The organism is Caballeronia sp. LjRoot34 (assembly GCF_964253815.1).
Classification (GTDB): Bacteria; Pseudomonadota; Gammaproteobacteria; order Burkholderiales; family Burkholderiaceae; genus Caballeronia.
Genome location: NZ_CAXUSB020000004.1, coordinates 253601 through 273559, shown reverse-complemented (window position 1 = coordinate 273559; position 19959 = coordinate 253601). Strand labels below are relative to the sequence as shown.

Here is a 19959-nt window from a genome sequence, read left to right as displayed (position 1 = left end):
AAAAGTGGCGGACATGGGCTTAGGTGCTGTTTTCTCTCTCTCAGACCTTTTAGAACATTGCAACCGAAAAGCACACTTTCCGGGGGCGCAAGCTCTGGTTACGGATTTTCTTATGGAGGGTCCTATGAGACTTCTACTCCAAAGCTGAAATACCGGGCACCTCGTCTGCTGTATCCTCATCACTAGGCCAAAGCGTCAGTTCAATTGAGCCAGAGCGGCATTTCCCCGTATCAGCCCTCGGAGAGGGCTAACCGGCTGAATACTTCTGCTACGCGCTTTCCGCATAATTTGGTTTGACGTTTCATTGGCAAACCAATGTTTTCGGGGAATGACCATTCGCCACACTGCCGCTATTGTCAGCGTGCTGTTGAAAATAGGATTGCGGAGTGGCCGTTGCTATCGAGCAAGAGTGCAGTGCCGGCGTGAGTGACTTCAGGAGCTGCACGGTCATCGGACTCCTAAAATTGTAGCTGGCCGCCCATGGCTCGTGAACGTAGGCGGCCAGCATACAAAAGAGGCAGTCGTCGATCACGAATATGAAATTTGCGGTTCGGTTAGCTTTGCGCGATTCGATCGATCTCGACCGGTATCGTTCAAATTGATCAGGCCACTCATTGAAAGGCCGAGGTAGATGGGCAAAATCGTTTCCCTGACGCATTGTCTTGCTTCGTTGTAAAGCGGTCTGGTCACACCGCGCCGCGAAGCATGATGACGCATCCGGTTTCTCGTCTGATACTCCGCTGATAGTTCGATGCGGAGCGTCTCGTGCAGACAGCTGGACAGAGCGACGGGCCGGTCGGAAATTGCTGGGCGGCGCCCGTTCTACAGCCCCTCGCTCATTCTTCACCAACGCCGCTCAAAAAGACCTGGCCATTACGATCCGGCTGCAGAGCGTAGAATCACAAAAAAGCATCTGTTCAATAAAGCTACGTTGCGTATGCAGCGACTGTGGGGCCGGTGGCCGGAGGGCCAAGTTGGGTTCGCAATCCAGTCTATGAAGTGAAAATGAAGCAATTCGTTAGGATGATGGCGATCGCGCTAGTTACAGGGTACATACGCAGCGAACTGCCCTGCAGACGCGCAAGTCCATGATGTATTCGCGTCGTCCCGATTATCCCCCGCTTTTCCCTACCGCGATAGAGAACCATTCGTCTCGCTCAAGGTGCGTCCTTACAGGCCCACGAACTTCGACGCAACCGGCGAATCTCTCAGCGGTTCCTAGCTATTCATGAAAATTTCAACGTTTCGCATCGGTTGATCCTTCAGCGTCGCTCCGTCCTCCAAGAGGCTCTCGGGAGCCTCCTTGCCGATAACGGCGCCCAGGCACGAGGGCGATCACCAAAAGCACTGCCAGGCCCACCACGAAGCCAATCATTGACTGAGGCATATCAAACTCCTTGACGACTCAGTTGATATTTTAGGCCACTGCTACCTTTAAGTGAATTTTTGTTCATGTTGGCGGTTTCATCGGCTCACCGAGGGTGAGCTCGACCGGGGCTCATCACCTCTGAGGAGTTTTAATTCAAGCTGTAAACTTGGATTCCGTGGGGTGCCAGTCGCGCGTTAGTCCGCTGCGCTTGTTCCGGTCTCCATTTGCGCTGGACGTTGGACGTATGAAGAGGCCATACGAACCTGGCAACAGGATGGAGGCAGGCGCGCGACTCAAGCCAAGGGAAGCGTTTTCGCAGTCCGCTGCAATCCTGTCAGTACGCCGCATACGCAATCCACGGCCAAAGATTGCTGATCATTCTTTAGTCACGCAGGCATCGAAATCTACCAACACTACTAAAACCTCCGAGAAAATTATCGGTGATTTAAGCCTGTTCGTCCGCAGACACTTCAGTCGTCAGGACGAAGCCTCCATCGTCAAATCAGTAACTTAAATAAAGTTTCATGAAAATGCTTTGGTGAAGCTGCCGACAATATCGTAAGGTTGTTGCAGATTCACCTTCATACTGCTTTCGAGTTGATAAATGAGACAGGCAGGGAAGATGTCACCTGACCATATCGACCGGTACGCGCGTTCCTTGAATGCCGGTTTTGATCTTCGACGTTTCGGCCGACATGCTGATCATGTTGGTACGCATCCTCCGTGTTTAAGCCTGCGGCCCCCACAGGTCGGTTATCGACTTCATTCTTGTAGCCTGTATGTGGCGTCCTGCCGACGGCCCGCACGCGACATCGTTTCTGCACAGTGGTTGGGAACGGCGTCTCCCTTTCTGTCGGCGCAATCGAGGGAGCGGGGGAAATGACCAAAGCGCGCGTATTGACTATAGAAGACGATCCAGTGAGCGCGAACGAAATTGTCGCGGAGCTCGAGAGAGGTGGATTCGCCGTTGAGTGCGTCAGCAATGGCCACGATGGCCTTGTCCGGGCGATGGGAGGCGAACACGACATTATCACGCTGGACAGGATGCTTCCGGGATTGGATGGCCTTACGATTCTTACCGCCATCCGTGCCGCCGGTATCCAAGTACCTGTGCTGATGCTTAGCGCGCTCGGAGATGTTGACGAACGAATACGCGGTCTGCGAGCCGGAGGTGATGATTATCTTACTAAGCCCTTCGATCCTGAGGAGCTCGCTGCGCGTGTGGGCGTGCTGTTGCGCCGACGACTTAATCACTTACCGAACCACACAACGGTTCTTGAGGCGGGTCCGCTAAAGGTCGATCTGGTATCCCGCAAGGTCACTCGCAATGAAGTGGAAGTTGCATTGTTGCCAACTGAATACCGCATCCTTGAATTCATGGTCAGGCATTCTGGTCAGACGATCACGCGGACGATGCTGTTTGAAGTGGTCTGGGGATACCACTTCGACCCGGGTACGAATCTGATCGACGTTCACATGGGGCGCCTCCGCAGAAAGATTGATCAGCAGGGCACCAAGGCGCTCATCCAGACGGTTCGGGGCTCCGGGTACATCTTGGCATAAACGTTCCTTGATCAGCCATGTTCCATTCATCCGAGATTTTTCCCTTGCAACCCAGGCGCGGCTGGCACGCCCCAGCTTGCGCTGGCTTTCGATCACCGATTCGCAACGTTGTGGATCGGCTTCGTTGGCTGATCGGCGACAAACGCGATCACGCACAATACTGCGCCAGTCGGGCGCTTATAGCGCTATTACAATCACGCCGGCTTTCCCCATGGCTCCTTCGCGAAGTACCTCAGGAATTTGTTTAGCAAATCGCACCGCATTTTCACTTCGACTGATTCCCGCTTGACCCAGCCGAGTTCAGCCTCAACTTCGACCTCCGTCAGGGGCTTCCGATACTGCCCAACGCTCTTCAGCTTGCGAGCCTTTGCTGCACGCATGCAGTTCGCCAAAGTCTTCATCGGTATTGGCAGTCAGCGCGCGGGTTCGGACATGCCGATGTCTTCGGTCATTGCCAGCTCTACTACTCTTCACGCAACTCCTTCGTGCACACAGCCTTGGGGATGCGGATCATCCACGCCTCCATTTATTAATTTTACGGAATGGAGGTGTCCACTTTTTTCAGCCGGCCTCACGCGGGTCACGATCCGAAATACGGCGTACAGAAACCTGGTGGGCCGACACACTGGTTAGGGTCCGTTGAGTTTCCATTCATGGAAGCGCAACCCGACACTAGAAAGACGATTGCGACGCAACAAAGTATGTTGCGCCTGCGTGTGTGGATTGCAGATAGTTTTTGCAATATGTTCTCCTCAGAGCTGAATTAGCAGATTGTCTGTGACGCGGCGCTTTATACACCGCCCAATGTCTTGGATACATTAGCGCTCAAACGGTGTCGAAACGGGCACGCAATAATGAAACGTTTTTCACAATGCCAGGGTTAAGGAACGGGGTCAGGGGGCGCCACCGATGGCAGCAAGAGGGCCGAAGCAAGACCCGGAGCTCGCTGCGAACGTGGTAGCGGCGAAAATGCTGAATTTTCCAACTGACTCGCGCGTTCGCTTGTCAGGCTGCACTCGAGCGCACCGAGTTTTCGGACAATCGTGCTGCACACTTCGAGTTATGTACTGTGCGATTCCGAAAGGTATAGCATTCGCGTGGAACGGCGAATAGCCTCACGCCAAGAGGCGGTTCTAGCAGGTTGATGCTTCGGGGTGGTTGTGGCAGCAAATGTCTCAAGCAACCAAATGGCAGGGCCCAACCTTGCGAGGTCGTTTACGTGAGCAAAGACACGCATGGCGTGACGTTGGCCCAACTTGACGAGCCCGTCAGGTTTGAGCTAACGCATAATCGGAGGGACGAAACAAGGGCAGTTCATTTTCGTTAAGAGTTCTTTTTAAAAGAGCGCTTTACTGCTGCTTATGAGCTTGCGTAAGCATGCCGATAGCTGAGTTCGTTAGAGTGTTTCCAGCTTGTGGGTGTGGGATCAGTATTAGGAATAGCAAGTCGCCTTCGATGAGGGCGAAGCGCAAGTATCGCTTGTTCTTGCGGTGAAAAGCATCGTGGTCCCGTCATGCAAACTGGCTTAAATCAATCTTCATTTTCATGAGTTTTTTACAGCCGTGTCGCCGGACATTGTGCGCAGAAGTTGGATAGGATCACGGCAGACGTCACATCGACCCAAGGCCGTGATCGGCCCGATCCAGCTTCATGCTGTGTACGCTGTAGCCTTGTACACATCGACGCTACCAATCTCGCAGACGACCGCTGCAGACCTGACGTTGGCGGCGCTTTCGCCGAATGCATCGAAATCGAGGACCCAATGATTGCAACAGACTTGAAGGATTCCGTTCCCTCCTCCCGGTTGGGGCGTCGTTGGCACACCTCGACATTTCGTTGGCTATCGATATATGCGGTCATTTTTATCTTGTCGAGCATGTCGCTGTTGGGTTGCATAGAAGTGTCGGCGACTCACGCGATGGAACAGGAGGCGGACATTGGGATTCGTTGGCAACTACGCTATTTCGACTCGCTGGATGATACGGACGTCTCCATGGTCGTGGCGCAGAGAATCGGGCGAGAGCAGTTGCACTCCGACTACTATGGCCTGTTCGCTTCTGACGGTCGGTACCTCGCTGGCAACATATCCTCCTTCCCTGATGGCCTTAAGCTCGACAGTGCAGCGCAAGTCCATAGCCTATTCGAAGGCCGCACGTTGACGCTTGGGCAGGGCGCATCAACTTCGGTCGTGCGTGCCATCGCCGAGCGCCGGTTTGATGGAACGAAATTGGTAGTGGCCCGGAACCTTGCCGAAGTCCGGCACATTCGTGCGGAGCTGATCAAGGCTTTGCTCCTCGGCGGCATCCTCTGTCTCGTGGCCAGCTTGGCAACCGGTCTAGTGCTGAGCCTGCGACAAATGCGTCGAATAACAGACATACAGCACGCCACCTTGCAGATCGCACGAGGCGACCTGAGGCTGCGACTGCCAGTGGGAGGTCGGGACGAACTCGACATGCTCTCCCATTTGGTTAATCACATGCTGGACGAGGTCGAGCGACTTATGCACGAGGTCAAAGGCGTCTGCGATGGTATTGCACACGATTTGCGCACGCCGCTCGCACATGTGCGTACTTTGCTCGGCAACATCGCTGTTCGAGCGCAGGACCTGGGAGATGAAGACGTGGCACGCATGTTCGCTCAAGCACGTCTCGAGACTGATTCGTTGCTTGATCGATTCCGAGCTATGTTGCGGATTTCAGAGATCGGAGCGCTACATCGACGAGGCGGGTTCGACATGTTGAGCTTGCAGGGTCTTGTCGATGAACTATGTGATCTCTATCGGCCACTTGCGGAGGAGAAGCTCATAAGCCTCGAAAGCAGTATGAATATGGAGTTACCTATCCACGGGGATCGCGCATTGCTGTTTGAGGCGTTCAGCAACCTACTCGACAATGCAATCAAGTTTGCTCCCAAAGGGGGCACCGTTCGCGTCGAGCTCGAATCCAGCGCTGTTGGTACCTCGCTCGTCGTGTCGGACAATGGGCCAGGAATTCCCGAGCGTGAGCGCACCGCCGTTTTTCAACGCTTTTACCGGGGTGAGGTGGCTCGGCATTTGGCCGGTGTTGGACTAGGTCTAGGTATCGTGTCGGCGATCATCCGGATGCATGACTTCGGCGTGAGGATCGGTAGCGCGAATCCCGGTGCGGCGATCACCGTTGAGTGCTGGCCACATACCCTCGAATAACCTCTCGCGAAGTGATGTTTCGACGTCGCCGGAACATCGGGTCGCGGGCCTGCAGCGGAAATTCGAAAAGGCCGTAGCCCTTTTTTTACCGGGCCAGTGTTCGCATTTTCGCAATCTTGCGGGGCGTCAAGTTCCCGACGATGAAATCGGTTTCGCTGCTTCAGTTATCGTTTCCTTGATTCAAGCATTGATGGTGGAGCGCCGTCTTCTTCAAGTAAGCGAGCTAACCATCGTTCTGTTCCTGAATTACCGTCCGCACTTGTGCGCTGGTTTCCGGACAGATCTCGGTCGTCTGAACTAGAGTTGGCCTTGCGGTTGTGTGCTCGCCGATGTTCCGTCGGGCAGCAGACTGCGCGGCCGTTGCACACATGGCGAACAGACTCGACGGTATGTGATCTCCTGTATTCTTTATGAAATTCATATTCAATGAGATTTTTCTTGGGCCCGTGACTATGTTCCTCCGGGGGCGATGTGTGCGTCTCAGTGGTTCTCGTGTTGACGGCCGCAGTGGATTGTTCCATAAATAAAACAATTGTCATTGCAATGGAATGGCATCCCGACGCGCTCAGGTTCAAGCTGCTGATCATGGTAGCAGACGATTATTGAACCGTTAAATATCGATGGCGGAGTTGTCCGATTTTTAGGAGAACTGCCTTGAGAGATGCAGTCTAAACGACTATCTCAGTGAGGATCCGCGATGTCTCAAACACGGGTCCCGACAGATAGAGGTCTGTTCACTAGCCGCTTGCTATCGGGTCATCGCGCAGGTGCGAGCGTGCGGTGCTTCGCAAGATCGAATCAGGAGATCGTGATATGTCGCCACAACGCAGCGTAATCAGATGGTTAATAGCAGTTGCTTCCTGCCCCTTAAAATTCTTAATGATCCGTCGCTTCACGAGCATGTTTGGCATTGAAACACCGCTTATCGCCAGTCAGCTGGGCTCAGGCGGACCGCTTGAATCGAAGGATTCCCCGAATAGAATTTCAATTCAATCGAGCATCTCTGGATCGACCACTCGGACGCGACGCTTTGGGGGATGCACTGGAAGTCCCCACTATGTCGTATGTGTCGAACTTGATCGCAAGATCCTTTTAAATAAGGCGTTTCCGCGGACAAGCACAAAGACAACGGCAAAGGATATCCAGTGTTCGATTCGAAGAAACTTTGTTTTGGGACTCTGCTCCTTATCGCCGGATTTATTCCGCACACCGGCCACCTTTGTCGAAGTCCGGGATGCGCGGGAGGATCAGAGAGGACGACAATCAGGCACGGATGGCAATGTTGTCGATTACTGGCGGCCTGGCACATCCGCAGGGATGCGTCATTCATCAGATCTGCAACCAGTAACTTGGCGGCATTACCAGCTGTGGGCGCTTCGCCTCGCACGGGCAATGCCCACGAGTCCAATAGTGTCTTGCTTCGGAATAACGGTAAGCGGAACTTGCGCGGAGATCCGGGATGCGGATCCGAAGCTACGATGCTGACCGAGCGGCGTAGCGCCTGTCGGAGAGTTCGACGATGATCCGTTTTTCCCGTCGAACTCTGTAATTTCGTAGTACTACAATTTGCTATACTAATAGTTGGTGATCTGCCACGTTGCTGCTAGCAACCAAGATTTAAAACGAGGGAAAGCGGCCCTGGATGTTGGATCGATCGTGCTAGATCGCCACGGGAATCGGAGTCTGGCATCACAGAAATCGGGTTGCACAAGGGTACGGTGATGCGTTTAGACGCCTACGTCCTTGCTTTTGGCATGTTCTCGAGCGTAATTCAACGCTGCCTGCATCGCTTCATTCCGGTCGCTGAATGTCGTTGTTAGCTTGTGGCGCATCGCTGGTACGCGCACATGTACATGATCACTTTTGCGCTCAAAAAGAATGGAGGCTTCGAAAAGTCCGGGTTCTTTTTCGAATACACGTGAAAACGTAAAATAGTCACCTTCCTCGGAAAACACGGCGTCGGACATAGAGACCTCCATGGCTAGTATAGAAGAAGCCTAGCATGAACGCTCTTGTCAAACCAGATGGAGCTATGCTTTTCTGCAGGCTTCGTCTTGACGATGTCGAGTTGCCTTGGAGCGTCGGTTCCTGCCGAAGCCCTTGACCTTGCGAAGTGCAGTTGAGTAGCGTGATTTCCACGATGCCCTAACCTAAGCCGCGGCTGACGCGGCCTATCCGTCAACCTCCATGTATGTAAAGTGATAAGCTGTTTTGCAAGTCTTTTCATGACAAAAAATACTGGCTCTTCTCAGACTCTGTCTCCGGTACGAAGGCCGCTGCGATCATCTATGGCTAGTGCTGACTTGCCGTGCCTGCGGTCCAAGTCATAAGCAGCCGGCCGTCATCAGTCGGGGTGCAGATACTCTGGTAACACTACGTTTGATCCGGCGCGTTGGCACTGAAGTGTTGATCCAGTAATTCGGCGCTGCCGGCAGGTTGTGCGTCAAATTGGTCGTCACTCTGAACTTGCAAGTCCTCCGCGTACAGCGCTTCGGAGAACTGGTTCGTCTGTGCCTCGATTCTTTCAATTTTACCGAATGGTGATGTCCACTTTTCTTGAGCCGATCTCAGTCTTCAAATTATCGAAACTAAGGCTTCTCAAATCTAGGCCTCTACGCACGTTACGTTTCGTATACGGGAGATGAAGCAAGCTTCACCATCGTGAAACATCTTTCAAACTGATACCAACTATACTAGGGCAGTTCGATGGCGCAGCGTCTTTCGAGCAATCACTCGTGGTCTTTGTAGTTTAAAGATTTTCACCTGATGAGGAGTTTCACATTGCTCCCGCTTGAAATTGAGTGATGTGGCGTGAAGCTGCAGTCGCAATACTGCTGCGATCGTCTTGTTGGCAGTCTTCAATGCCATCGTGGTCGTGGCACCAGAACTGACGCCGAAAAGATGTGGCTGATCCTCCTCTCTAGCGGTACTGCAGATTGCGGTTGGCTATACAGATGTGATGGCTCTTCAGCGGTAAAACGTTGCCGAACTAGCGTCAGCTTCTTCGGTTGATATCAAGGTTACACTGACTTCGCAGAGTATTGAATCGATGCATTGTTTCCAGATGGAAGCGCTTTGAAAAGCGACGTTGCTGGTGGTCTGCTTCTGCCGTCGCTACATCTCTCAGATTTTTGTTATGGAAGTTGTTGCCGATGCGTTTTAGACGGCTTCGCGCTTCTGTCCGTCAGCTTTCGTAGGTTGGGAGGCTCCTCATGATTCTAATTTGTCGCGACGCTCCTACGCGCGCTGTTGGCCTCGCTTCTACTGCACTTACCGTGACGTCCGCGAAACCGTACTTGCTACTCGATCGGATGGATGCCAGCAGTTGCTCAAGTTAGAAAAATGGCGAACAACATTTGATATCGTCGACGTATATGCAAATGCTCAACACAACTAAGGCCATCTTTGGTATGCCGAGCAGCTTAATGAGTCCAACAACGTCTAAGTTGCAACTAGGCCATCCACGTTGGATGCACTCGGAATTGAACGAGGTACGTCTGTTTTGGCGATCATTTTGGACGAAAGGACCGTGCTTAGCATTGTTGTCATGTTAGGAATTGTAGGGGCTTTAACCGGTTGTGCTACCGCACCAGATCATGGATACGAGGAATATCTCGAATCCGAATATTCATTCAGTGTACCTAATGAGTATGTCGATCCGTATGCGATCGATTCCCAGACCGCGTATCCGGGATTTGGTCTTTGGGGGGGAAGCCAGGGATGGGATGCCACCAGTTATCGGCATGGTAAGAATGGTTGGCATAGCTATAGCCATAGCCATGGTCGTTGGACTGGGCGCGGACATGCCAATGGCGCTATCCAAAGCGCGGGGCATGGCGGCCGCGGTGGTGGGCACGGGCGATGAACAGGAGATTTTGGGGTGTTGAATTGTTTCGCCGCTGCGCCGGTGTGAACAGGATCGTGCCGGCGGCAGCGTCGAGCGGCTCTCGAGGAGCGGCTTATTGGCAGCTGTCGCTGACTAGAGTGCCCGTTGCGTACGGTGTGTCGGGCGAGTTGCTCTTTGCTGGGATGTTGCAGCGCTCCCGTAGGAGCGGTGGCGGTTCAGCCACCCCGCATACGGTCCGCATGACCGCGATTGGCGCGATGCTGACGGGAATGCGGTTCAAGATTTTCACGATCCCGTCGTTCTTGATCAGGGTCGGCAAGATATCGAAGAGTAAGGGTGCGCCGCGGGGCCTGAATGTAAGTGGCGGTGGAAATGACGGACACGGGAATAGCAGCGGTTCGCCGATTCAGGTCCAGATGCGGGGAGAGCATTGAGATGCGACATCCTTCCTTGACTGCGATGGTCGTTGCAATCCTTGGAGCCGGTTGCACCTTGCAGCCGAAATACGAGCGTCCGGCGGCCCCGGTCAGTCAGTCGTTTCCGACGGGCGGTGTTTATGACAAGCAGGCGGCCTCGTCTTCGCAGGCGTCAGTTGGACGCACGGCACAGAGCACTCCAGCACCTGATGTCGGCTGGCGGGATTTCTTCGCCGATGCACGCTTGCAGCAAATCATCGCAATGGCACTTAAGAACAACCGCGACCTGCGCGTGTCGATGCTGAACGTGGAGGCGGCGCGCTCGCAGTACCAGATTACGCGCGCAAGCCTCTTTCCGACGCTCAACGCGGTAGGGTCTCAGAGCAAGCAACGCACGCCGAGAGACCTTTCGTTCTTCCCCGGTACGATCGTTAACGAGTATTCGGTGGGCGTGAATGCGTCGTGGGAAATCGACTTCTTCGGCCGGATCCGCAGCTTGAAGGATCAGGCGCTCGCGCAATATTTTGCGCTGGCGGAAACGCGTAAGGCAGCGGAGATAGCGCTGGTGTCTCAGGTCGCGAACCAGTACTTGTCGATGCTCGCCGACGGCGACCAACTCACCGTCACACGTAACACGCTAAAAACGGCGCAGGAGTCGTTTCGGCTTACTAAACTGGAGTTCGATAACGGCGTGGGTACGGAACTCGATGTGAGGCAGTCGGAAGGCATCCTAGAGCAAGTCTCGGCAAACTTGCAATCACAAATGCGGGCGCAGGCCCAGGACGAGAATGCTCTGGTGCTGCTCGTCGGCGAGCAGTTGCCGGCCGACCTGCCGCCGGGCGTAGCGCTCGATAATCAGGACATGCTTGCCGATATCCCCGCGGGCTTGCCTTCTGACTTGCTGACGCGGCGTCCGGACATCGTAGCGGCCGAGCAGACGCTGCGTGGGGCGAATGCGAACATCGGAGCAGCGCGGGCGGCATTTTTTCCAAAGATTTCGTTGACAGGCAGTTTCGGTACGCTCTCGACTTCGTTGGGTGGATTGTTTAAGTCCGGGACGGCAGCATGGTCATTTGCCCCTCAGATTTCGCTACCGATTTTCGAGGGTGGTACGAATATCGCGAATCTGGATTTGGCAGAGGTACAGAAACGCATCGAGATAGCGAACTATGAGAAAGCGATCCAAACGGCGTTCCGGGAAGTAGCCGATGGTTTGGCCGCGCGCGGGACCTACGACGACCAGATCAGGTCGCTGGAACGCTACGTGTATTCGCAAAGACGCGAGTTGCAGTTAGCGGAATTGCGATTTACCAATGGCGTCGACAGCTATCTTGCTGTGCTGACAGCGCAGACTAATTTGTACACGGCTCAGCAGTTGTTGATCACGGCGCGATATCAGCGCGCAACGAACCTGGTTGGCCTGTACAGATCCCTCGGTGGGGGGTGGATCGAGCACGCGGGCGACCCACCACGTCAGCCCGATGCAACTCCGTATTACAACTCGAGCGCGAACAGCAAGGGTCCGGTTTCGTCGGTATCGATAATGCCGGTGCCACACGTGACGCAGACAAAGCCGGCAAGCTAGCCGCGAGGCCGCGAGGCCGCGAGTTTTGTCGCGCAATTTGATCGGGCGGAAATTGGCAAAATACGCGAGATCTGAGAGAGCGTGATTTCCGTGGTACATCCGGAGCGTCGAAGCGGGAAATGCGACTTCGAATCTGTCGCTTGTCTGACGCGCTCGATGAAATCGCGCGGAACAAATCGTAATGCGGCGGAGCGCGGCGTCAGGCACAAACGGGTGAACGATATGCCGGCTCACGCCCCCGCGTGGGTAGGAGCATAAGCGCTGCTGCTTCTATGGAATCGTATGATATCGGCCCCAACGGTCCCCGGACGGAAGGCAATCGTGAAAATATCGGTGATAGGGTTGTACTTACTCGGTGCACTCGGAAGCACGGGTGCACTAGCTCAAAACAGCGCGAACAACGGCAGCTTGAGCCCTCGAATCGTCACGCAAAGGTCCAACCCCGCAAGCGGTGCAGAAACGATGAAACTCGCCGCGGGCGCGAATGCCGTCACATCAGAAGGTCAGTGCTCGCCGCCGCGGCCGCGAGAGCAGAGGATACCCCCCCAAAGCACGCCGCGCGGCGCACCGACGGGAATGAAAGAGTGACGGGGAAAGCCAACCGCGCACTGTGTCCAATATGCGCCCTATCGAGCTGACGTCGATCGCAAGATCTTTTCCGGACGCATTAATGTGAAACCATTGCGATCGCTAAAACAGCCTTCGCACTCCCCCGGCGTCACAGACAGTCCGGCACAGAAACCTCTTCAGGATGCCGCGCCGCGTCCCACCTAACGAGCACGGCGCGAGCCTTCAGCTATGCCTTCCGTGCGTGCTACTGCCGTGCCTGGCGTCGACTATCGACCAGTAAAGTAGATGGATTGCGACGGCGACCGGCCGGCTGGCGTTGCGGGCCCCGACTGTGACGAACCGCTTGAGGACGTACCGTAGCTGGTTTCGGCGACTCCCGCTTGTATCGGCTCGTTTTGAGCGGCCACGCGTGCTTCCGCGATCTGTGCATCGGCCGGATAGTACGGATCCCGACCGGCAGCTGGCTTGTACCCAACCGACTCAAGCTGAACAAGTTCAGCGCGCACTTGTGCGCGTGTCACAGGTGATTGCTTCGATTGCGCGAAGGATGCAACCGGAGCGGCGATCGCAATGGTTAACACAACAGCTTTGATTAAAGATCTCATAATCATCTACCTCCAGAAGCGATTTTGCTTCACTCACACAGGCTGTATGAGAAGCGAATGGAAGGAGCATAGATTAGATTCAAGATAGGGAAAACCCTCGTTTCGACGATACACAATTGTGAAATATGCGAATATTACTTAGCGGCAGGATCCCCCGATCTCGTTAGCTTGCCGTAAGAGGCCCGGTGCGAGGGAGATGCACGCAAAGAACCGCCACTGCGTGTTCTTTCGCCGGAACCTGAGGCAAGTCTTTCAATTAATGAGTGTGTCCGCTTGAGTACGCCACTAGTGCCAAAGCTCATTAGCTCGATGCAGAGGCCCGATCTGTATTGAGTTGGTAGCCATATCTGCTGACCGTTAGGATCCTCGTTTCAAACCCCTGGACCTTTAGCTTTTGCCTCAAACGCGATACAAGCAGGTTCACACTGGCAGGGTCCGCATCTTCCTTTTCGGGCCACGCATACTCAATCAACTGGTCCCGCGCTACGGGTGCGTTGTTGTGACGTAAGAGGCATTCTACGAGCAGGTATTCGCGTTTGGTGAGAAGTAGCCGCCTGCTCCCCTCGATCAGCTCGTGTGTAAGCGAATCGATTTTTAACGCGGCCACTGCAGAACGCGAGTCGTTCATAGGCGATGACGTGTGCCGCAGAGTTAGCATCCGTTCATGGATCTCGATAAACGAATACGGCTGCACGAAACATGCGTCCGCCCCTGCGCGCAACATCAGGCTACGCTCTTGTGACGTAGCATGTGTGCGTACGACAATAATCGCTGGTGGACCAGGAAGACGAGCGAAGGCTGGAATTACCTCGAGCAAAGTTGCTAAAGGAATTGGGCTAATCGCCGCAATGACCACCGCATCGAACTCTTCCCTCGAAGCGAGAGACAAGCCAAGTCGGAGATCATCCGCAGCCCGCACGCTGTGGGCACTCTCTCCGAGCGCCTTGTGAAAGTACCTCGCCTCCCTCTCCGGTGGAGATATCAGTAGCACGCGCATCGCGAGACGGTTCCTATTGCAAAGAGTGAGGCCAACACTCCACAACGAAGACTGCCCCCGGGTTTGCGCTGCGAATATTTAGCCCAAAGTCGTGCATGCGCATGACCGCCGAAACGATGCCGAGGCCAAGACCCGAACCTGGCACATGCCGCGTCTTCTCAGCTCGATAGAATCTTTGCAGCACGGCTTCGCGCTCGTGTTCCGCAATTCCCGGCCCATTGTCGAGCACAACTAACCGTGGACCTAATGTCGAAGATGTCAACTCAACGCTCACGTCACCTCCTGCGGGTGTGAACTTAATCGAGTTATCAAGCAGGTTGCTGAACGCTTCGAATAGCAAATCTCGGTCGCCATAGATGGGTTCCATCGACTCCGCGTTCCACCTGAGGCGAATAGACATCTCCTCGGCTAAAGGCTCGTATAGTTCACATAGCTCGAAGATAAGTGTCGGCAAAGAGAGTGACCGGAAGCCTTCGCGCCGTTTGAGTGCACCAATCTCCGACATCCGCAGAAGGGCTCGAAAACGGCCCAGAAGCGAATCGGCCTCGAGAGATGCCTGCTTGGCGAGGTCTTGCACCTGGTTGTCGCCGATGACGCTCGCGCGCTCCGCGATGTTTGTCAACAGCGTGCGAACGTGTGCAAGTGGCGTTCGCAAATCGTGCGCGATTCCGTCGCATGCAGTCTTTACTTCGGTCATCAGTCGCTCCACCTCATCGAGCATGTAATTAACAAGATGCGAGAGTAACGTGAGTTCGTCCCCGCCATTGATTGGCAAGCGTTGTTTGATATCGCCTTGGGCGATTTGCGTCGTCACGCGTTGAATGACCTGAACGCGTTTTATTTGGCGTATGCTCAGTAACAATCCGGTCACGAGACTCGCGGCCGCGCAAGACAGGCCTCCCCACACGAGCGCCTTGATCAGTTCATCCCTGATATCAATAATATCGGCTACGCTCCGGCCTATGACTAACTGAACGCCGCTTGCCCGGCGTTCAGCTAACGCGCGCACTGTCGGCATCGAAGGATTGTGAGCGAGCGACACGGTCTGCCCGATTGCATCGTTGCGTGACTCTCCGGTTTGTGTGATCGAAAGGGGCGACGGCAACGTCACAATGTCTCCGGCGAGCCGACGCCCATCGGCGGCGAATAGACCGTAATAGTTCGACCGGTGCTGTTCATGCTGCACGCGCTTATCGATAGCGCTCGCGAGATCTGCGTCGGTAATCGAATCGAAATAACGAAGTTGCCAGCGAACGCCGCTGTCCGCTTCGTTTTCCATGGCACGGGTAACGGACTGCTCGACGAAAGCAAGCAGCGACATGATCGATATGGTAAACACAACGGCGTACACCGTTAGCCATCTGAAAGTCGTCGTGTGCCATCCGCGCCCGAGTGAAATAAATGAACCGCTGCGCGATGAGTTGGGTGAGCTCATCGCGATTCTTCTGCGTTTGGTGCCCATTGGCTCAACAGTAGTTGCATTGTTATTCTGTGCATCGTGTACGGTCGCTTCTGCTTACGAAAGTATTGAGAGCAGCTTTCTGCTGAGCATGAAGAAGCGACACCACGAGGCCGGGAGGCACAAGTAACGGAAAAAAGATTGCTGACGACGGCGAACATTTCACGCGAGTCAAGCAAAAATCTGCGACTCAGAATGGCAACATTAGACGTGCTGATGATAAATGCGCATGAACATGATTGTCGTTTCATGAACATGAAGAATCATTCATCAGCGACGACGCGGATGCTCTATAAACGCTCGGATTTGTGCGGCCGCGCCAAATGGATCGCCAAGAATCTGCGCATGAAATCGAGCCAACAGCACACCTTCTGGGAAAAACTATCAATATTTGTTTTTCAGGCGCGGAGCTATATTGTCGAATTCGCAATCCGAGTCGCTTTCGCACTATTGACGCTCCGTTCTTGAAGGCAATTGGGGAAGATTGGGCATCCGAGGGCGTCCGTCATCACGATCAAACGCAGCTCGTCCCGAAAGCCGAGTTCCTTGCATCGCGACGTGTAAGTTCAGCTACGATTTGTCAGCGGCGCACAATACTTGGAGCGCAATCCCACTGCAACGGTACGGAATCAGGTATGGACGAACGATGCATGTAGGGGGCGACGGCGGAGGGTTGGACGTGCCCGACAGTCGAACCTTCTCCTCATCGCGCGACGTGAACAGGCAGATTGATCAATATGACATCAGGAGCGGTAGGCGCATTCGGGCTAGAAGGTCACGAGTGACCCCACCCAGCATCTTCTCCCATAGTCCCGGTCGACCGTGGGCGCCAGCCACCAGCATATCGGCTCCGAGTGAGAGCGCCGCCGACTGCAGCATGTCGGCAGTGGAGAGGTCTGTCGCTTGCAGCGACTGAAGATGCGGGTTCGCAGTATGGCGACCGATATGCTCGAGAATAGAGGCCGTTGGCAAGCTGTTTAGGTGCCCGCGTGGATGCGGATCGACGAGCAGCACGCTCGTGCGCTCCGCTTGTTCAATTAGTGGCAGGGCGTCGGACAATGCCCGTGCGGATGCACGACTGCCATTCCAAGCAATTGCGATATGTTGCCCCAACTGGGGCTTCACAGCCGTCGCCGCCTCCGAGGGAATTATGAGCAGTGGTCGCCCGGAAGTAAAAATCATGGTTTCGGCAAACGAATACTCATCCGGAAGGTCCGCATTCTCGGATGAGTCGTGTCCCACGATCGTTAGATCGGCATAGCGCGAATATTGGGGAACCAGCTTATGTGCTTGGCCCTCAATACCGACCCATTTTACGTCGACTGCAGGGTCCTGCTCTAGTTGCTGCAGTAGCTTGTGCAGGTCGTCAATACTGGTGTCGATTTCGCCCTCGATCAGGTGGTTTAGTCGATCCGTTTTCTTGCCCGGTACCAGTCCCAACTCCGACGCCTTAAGTCTACGCTGCTGGGCAATGCTGTATTGCCGGATATGTAAAGCGGTCAGCCGTGCGCCATGTCTTGTCGCGAGGTCGACAGCGAGGCGCAATCGCATCCTGCCGGACTCGCTCGAATCCACGTGAACCAGAATATCCTTGAATGCCATTTCGCGGCCCATCCCCAGATTTTGTGAAATGATCTAGTGCGGCTCATGCACGTCGCCAGGGGCGTCGTGCGGGCTAAGCGGATTGAAGGGCAGGGTCTGTTCTGCGGTAGGCAAATCGGCGCTACTCCAGCCACCACCAAAGGCGCCGATGAGGGCAACTGCTGTTTGTAGACGTCGAGTCTGCACCTGCACTTCGGCAATTTGCGCGGTCAGCGCAGCGATCTGGGCCACGGTAACATTCAGATAGTTATCCAACCCATCCGTGTATAAGCTGAGAGCCATATTTTGCGCTCTGACCGCTGCTTTCAGCGCGGCTTCCTGCTGAGTGGCTTCGGTCGAGAGCTTGCCGGTCAATGTCAAATTGTCTTCAACCTGCTCGAAGGCTTGCAATAAAGTCGCGCGATAATTATCCGTCGCTTGGTAAAACTGAGACCAGCTCTGCTGCAATTCTGTCTTTCGCAGGCCACCCTCGAACAGTGGCAACACAGCGGACGCGCCAAAGGCCCAAAGGGCGTTCGGCAGTGAGGCAAGGCCAAATCCGGTATCCTCGAATCCGGCATTCGCGTTAAGGTGGACGTTCGGATAAAACGCGGCTCGCGACACGCCAATGGAGGAATTTTCCGCTGCCATCGCACGCTCCGCTTGCGCGACATCAGGGCGTCTTTGTAGCAGCGCGGAGGGCGCGTCGACCGGGATCGTGGGAATGGTGATTTGGGCATCCGCGATCACTGGTAGCTTGAAAGTACTAGGATTGACGCCAGCCAGGACCGCGATGGCATGCTCGAGCAGTGCCCGTTGTGCTTGCACCTCGGTGTCGAAGGCCTGCGCGGAGGCAAGCTGGTTCTCGGCGCGAGCAACGTCCAGGCCCGAGGAGATCTTGCCAGCAAAGCGCAATTGCGTGATCGAGACGGCTTTCTCATAAAACGTAATCGTCTGCAAGTAGACGGCATGCTGCGCATCGAGACCGTGGATCGCTATATAGTCGTTGGCGAGTTCCATTTCCAAGCTTAGTCGTGCCGATGCAACCTGCGCGGCTGTAGCTTGCGCATCCTGCTGGGCAAGCTTGGTCCGGTTGCGGATTTCGCTCCAGAAATCGGGCTCCCACGAAGCCACTGCGCCGTAGCCGTTCGACTGAGATTGGATCGGGCCGGTTCCACTGTGGAACAGGGTATGAACGGATTCCTTGTTCTCGCTGACGAATGCCTGGGCGGTCAGTTGCGGATAAAGGCCCGATCGTATTTCGCCGACAATATCCCGGGCCTGTGTATAGGTTTCTTCGGCCGCCTGCAGGTTGGGGTTGGCGGCATCAAGCTGTGCCTCGAGACGATCCAGTTCTGTGTTGCCAAATACCCGCCACCAAGGACCCCGCACGAGCTGATCTTGCGGCTGCGCGACGACAAAGGGCCCGGAGCCTTGATACTGGGCAGGCAGGATCATGTGTGGCGGCGAATAGATAGGCGCCAGATCGCAGGCGGAAAGCAGCGTTAGTGCGAGACAGGCAATGTATCCGGTAGGTCGGGCGCTGAGCATTACTTGTCCGAGTCGTCGTTACGTGCAGCTTCAACCTTCGCGCGCTGTGCTGAGCTCAGGTTCTTTGATTCGTTCCCATCTACGCGGAACTGCGCCTCAGGTGCAATCCCGGGTACACCCGGGACAATCCGCACCTGCTGGCCTTCCAGGACGCCAGCCGAGGGATTGATGATCAACCGGTCGCTGCGCTTCAAGCCGGACGTGACCTGCACTGTTTGACCGAGATTGAGGCCGAGTCGGACGTTCTGAAGATGCACCTTGTCTCCCGGGCCGACTAGTGCGATTTGCATGCCTTGTGCGCGGAATAGCAGCGCTTGCTCCGGGACCACAAGTACGTTCGGATCTAACGGGACGACGAAATTGACATCGGCATACGTTCCGGGCCAGATAAGATGATCGGGGTTGGGCACCAAGAGTTCGGTCACCACCGTACGCGTTTGAGGGTTGAAGGCATTAGCGGTGGTCTCATAGACTGCCTTGAATTTCCGATCAGGATATTGAGGCAACGAGAGGGTCGCTGTCAGATTCGGTTTAAGCATGGCGGAATAGTCCTGCGGCACCGATACAAACACGCGCATCTCGTGAATGTCAGAGACACTGAACAACTCATCCGAGGCACCTCGCGCGCCGACGTCGCCGCCGGCAGCGTTGACGTAGTTACCCACGTCGGTATTGCGTGACGTGACAATCCCGTCGAACGGTGCAACGATCCTCTTGAACCCTTCCAGAACCTTGTAGCGCGCAACCTGATGCTGTGCTGCGCGTGCCTGGGCTTGTTGCGCGGCAGCGCCGGCCACTTGCACGTCGACTTCCTGCTGCGACACAGCCTCTGTGCCCGCGAGCGCCGTCCAACGTTTGGCGGTCACCACCGCTAGCTTATAGTTGGTCTGTGCTACGTCGAGATTCGCTAGCGCGCTCTCGTACTGTTCGTCTACAGCGGGTGCATCAATAGTGGCGAGCAAATCGCCAGCTCGCACTGGAGCCCCATAATCCTTGTACCACTTGAGCACATAGCCCGAGACTTGTGCGTAGATCGGCGCTGAATACCAGGCTTTGATGGTTCCGGGCAGCGTCATGGTGCGTGTTGCCGGTCCTGGCGTAGGGGAGATCACCTGCACCTGAGGTAGGGAATCCTCGTCAGCGATGTCGCGCAAATTGGCGACGGCATTGCGTCGCTGGACAATGCCGAGGACCACCAGTCCAACAACGATCAGAACGGCAATCGTCATCAA

General features: G+C 55.1%; 12 protein-coding genes. 5 read left to right on the top strand and 7 right to left on the bottom strand.

What is annotated here, in order from left to right:
* The first annotated feature begins 2248 nt into the window (after window positions 1-2248).
* Window positions 2249-2932 (top strand): response regulator transcription factor, encoded by a 684-nt coding sequence (locus ACSQ36_RS41600; protein ID WP_436186724.1) that lies wholly within the window; start codon window positions 2249-2251, stop codon window positions 2930-2932.
* Between the two features lie 1762 nt (window positions 2933-4694).
* Window positions 4695-6116 (top strand): sensor histidine kinase, encoded by a 1422-nt coding sequence (locus ACSQ36_RS41595; protein WP_436186723.1) that lies wholly within the window; start codon window positions 4695-4697, stop codon window positions 6114-6116.
* Window positions 6117-7843: 1727 nt separating this feature from the next.
* On the opposite strand, the gene ACSQ36_RS41590 is transcribed toward ACSQ36_RS41595, so the two are convergent.
* On the bottom strand, window positions 7844-8083 hold the full coding sequence (locus ACSQ36_RS41590; RefSeq protein WP_436186722.1) for a hypothetical protein: 240 nt from the start codon (window positions 8081-8083) through the stop codon (window positions 7844-7846).
* Window positions 8084-9868: 1785 nt separating this feature from the next.
* On the opposite strand from ACSQ36_RS41590, the gene ACSQ36_RS41585 reads away from it, so the two are divergent.
* Together ACSQ36_RS41585 and ACSQ36_RS41580 are read left to right on the top strand one after the other, a co-directional pair.
* A complete protein-coding gene (locus ACSQ36_RS41585) occupies window positions 9869-10003 on the top strand; it encodes a hypothetical protein (protein WP_436186721.1) in 135 nt (44 codons plus the stop codon).
* A gap of 395 nt (window positions 10004-10398) precedes the next feature.
* Window positions 10399-11964, top strand: a complete 1566-nt coding sequence (locus ACSQ36_RS41580) for an efflux transporter outer membrane subunit (protein ID WP_436186720.1) — start codon at window positions 10399-10401, stop codon at window positions 11962-11964.
* Window positions 11965-12800: 836 nt separating this feature from the next.
* Here the strand turns inward: ACSQ36_RS41580 and ACSQ36_RS41575 are convergent.
* The 3 genes from ACSQ36_RS41575 to ACSQ36_RS41565 form a co-directional block, all read right to left on the bottom strand.
* Window positions 12801-13139 (bottom strand): DUF4148 domain-containing protein, encoded by a 339-nt coding sequence (locus ACSQ36_RS41575; RefSeq protein ID WP_436186719.1) that lies wholly within the window; start codon window positions 13137-13139, stop codon window positions 12801-12803.
* Between the two features lie 301 nt (window positions 13140-13440).
* Window positions 13441-13767: a winged helix-turn-helix domain-containing protein gene (locus ACSQ36_RS41570; RefSeq protein WP_436186998.1), complete on the bottom strand. Its 327-nt coding sequence runs from the start codon at window positions 13765-13767 to the stop codon at window positions 13441-13443.
* 382 nt (window positions 13768-14149) lie between these two features.
* Window positions 14150-15571 carry an ATP-binding protein gene (locus ACSQ36_RS41565; protein WP_436186718.1) on the bottom strand — a complete coding sequence of 474 codons (1422 nt, stop codon included), beginning with the start codon at window positions 15569-15571 and terminating at the stop codon, window positions 14150-14152.
* A 219-nt stretch (window positions 15572-15790) separates the two neighbouring features.
* On the opposite strand from ACSQ36_RS41565, the gene ACSQ36_RS41560 reads away from it, so the two are divergent.
* Window positions 15791-16063, top strand: coding sequence for a hypothetical protein (locus ACSQ36_RS41560; RefSeq protein ID WP_436186717.1), 273 nt, complete (start codon window positions 15791-15793; stop codon window positions 16061-16063).
* A gap of 264 nt (window positions 16064-16327) precedes the next feature.
* Here the strand turns inward: ACSQ36_RS41560 and ACSQ36_RS41555 are convergent, their stop codons facing one another.
* From ACSQ36_RS41555 to ACSQ36_RS41545, 3 genes are read right to left on the bottom strand one after another with little or no spacing between them, the layout of a single operon-like run.
* Window positions 16328-17197 (bottom strand): universal stress protein, encoded by an 870-nt coding sequence (locus tag ACSQ36_RS41555; protein ID WP_436186716.1) that lies wholly within the window; start codon window positions 17195-17197, stop codon window positions 16328-16330.
* Between the two features lie 33 nt (window positions 17198-17230).
* On the bottom strand, window positions 17231-18727 hold the full coding sequence (locus ACSQ36_RS41550; protein ID WP_436186715.1) for an efflux transporter outer membrane subunit: 1497 nt from the start codon (window positions 18725-18727) through the stop codon (window positions 17231-17233).
* On the bottom strand, window positions 18727-19956 hold the full coding sequence (locus ACSQ36_RS41545) for an efflux RND transporter periplasmic adaptor subunit (RefSeq protein WP_436186714.1): 1230 nt from the start codon (window positions 19954-19956) through the stop codon (window positions 18727-18729). Before ACSQ36_RS41545 ends, ACSQ36_RS41550 begins: the two co-directional genes overlap by 1 nt.
* Window positions 19957-19959 lie beyond the last annotated feature (3 nt).

Excerpts from the sequence above, each read along its gene's own strand:
- ACSQ36_RS41550 (WP_436186715.1), bottom strand. The coding sequence starts at position 18,727 with ATGCTCAGCGCCCGACCTACCGGATACATTGCCTGTCTCGCACTAACG.
- ACSQ36_RS41575 (WP_436186719.1), bottom strand. The coding sequence starts at position 13,139 with ATGAGATCTTTAATCAAAGCTGTTGTGTTAACCATTGCGATCGCCGCT.
- ACSQ36_RS41565 (WP_436186718.1), bottom strand. The coding sequence starts at position 15,571 with ATGAGCTCACCCAACTCATCGCGCAGCGGTTCATTTATTTCACTCGGG.
- ACSQ36_RS41560 (WP_436186717.1), top strand. The coding sequence starts at position 15,791 with ATGGCAACATTAGACGTGCTGATGATAAATGCGCATGAACATGATTGT.
- ACSQ36_RS41585 (WP_436186721.1), top strand. The coding sequence starts at position 9,869 with ATGGTTGGCATAGCTATAGCCATAGCCATGGTCGTTGGACTGGGCGCG.
- ACSQ36_RS41590 (WP_436186722.1), bottom strand. The coding sequence starts at position 8,083 with ATGTCCGACGCCGTGTTTTCCGAGGAAGGTGACTATTTTACGTTTTCA.
- ACSQ36_RS41580 (WP_436186720.1), top strand. The coding sequence starts at position 10,399 with ATGCGACATCCTTCCTTGACTGCGATGGTCGTTGCAATCCTTGGAGCC.
- ACSQ36_RS41570 (WP_436186998.1), bottom strand. The coding sequence starts at position 13,767 with ATGAACGACTCGCGTTCTGCAGTGGCCGCGTTAAAAATCGATTCGCTT.
- ACSQ36_RS41545 (WP_436186714.1), bottom strand. The coding sequence starts at position 19,956 with ATGACGATTGCCGTTCTGATCGTTGTTGGACTGGTGGTCCTCGGCATT.
- ACSQ36_RS41595 (WP_436186723.1), top strand. The coding sequence starts at position 4,695 with ATGATTGCAACAGACTTGAAGGATTCCGTTCCCTCCTCCCGGTTGGGG.
- ACSQ36_RS41600 (WP_436186724.1), top strand. The coding sequence starts at position 2,249 with ATGACCAAAGCGCGCGTATTGACTATAGAAGACGATCCAGTGAGCGCG.
- ACSQ36_RS41555 (WP_436186716.1), bottom strand. The coding sequence starts at position 17,197 with ATGGCATTCAAGGATATTCTGGTTCACGTGGATTCGAGCGAGTCCGGC.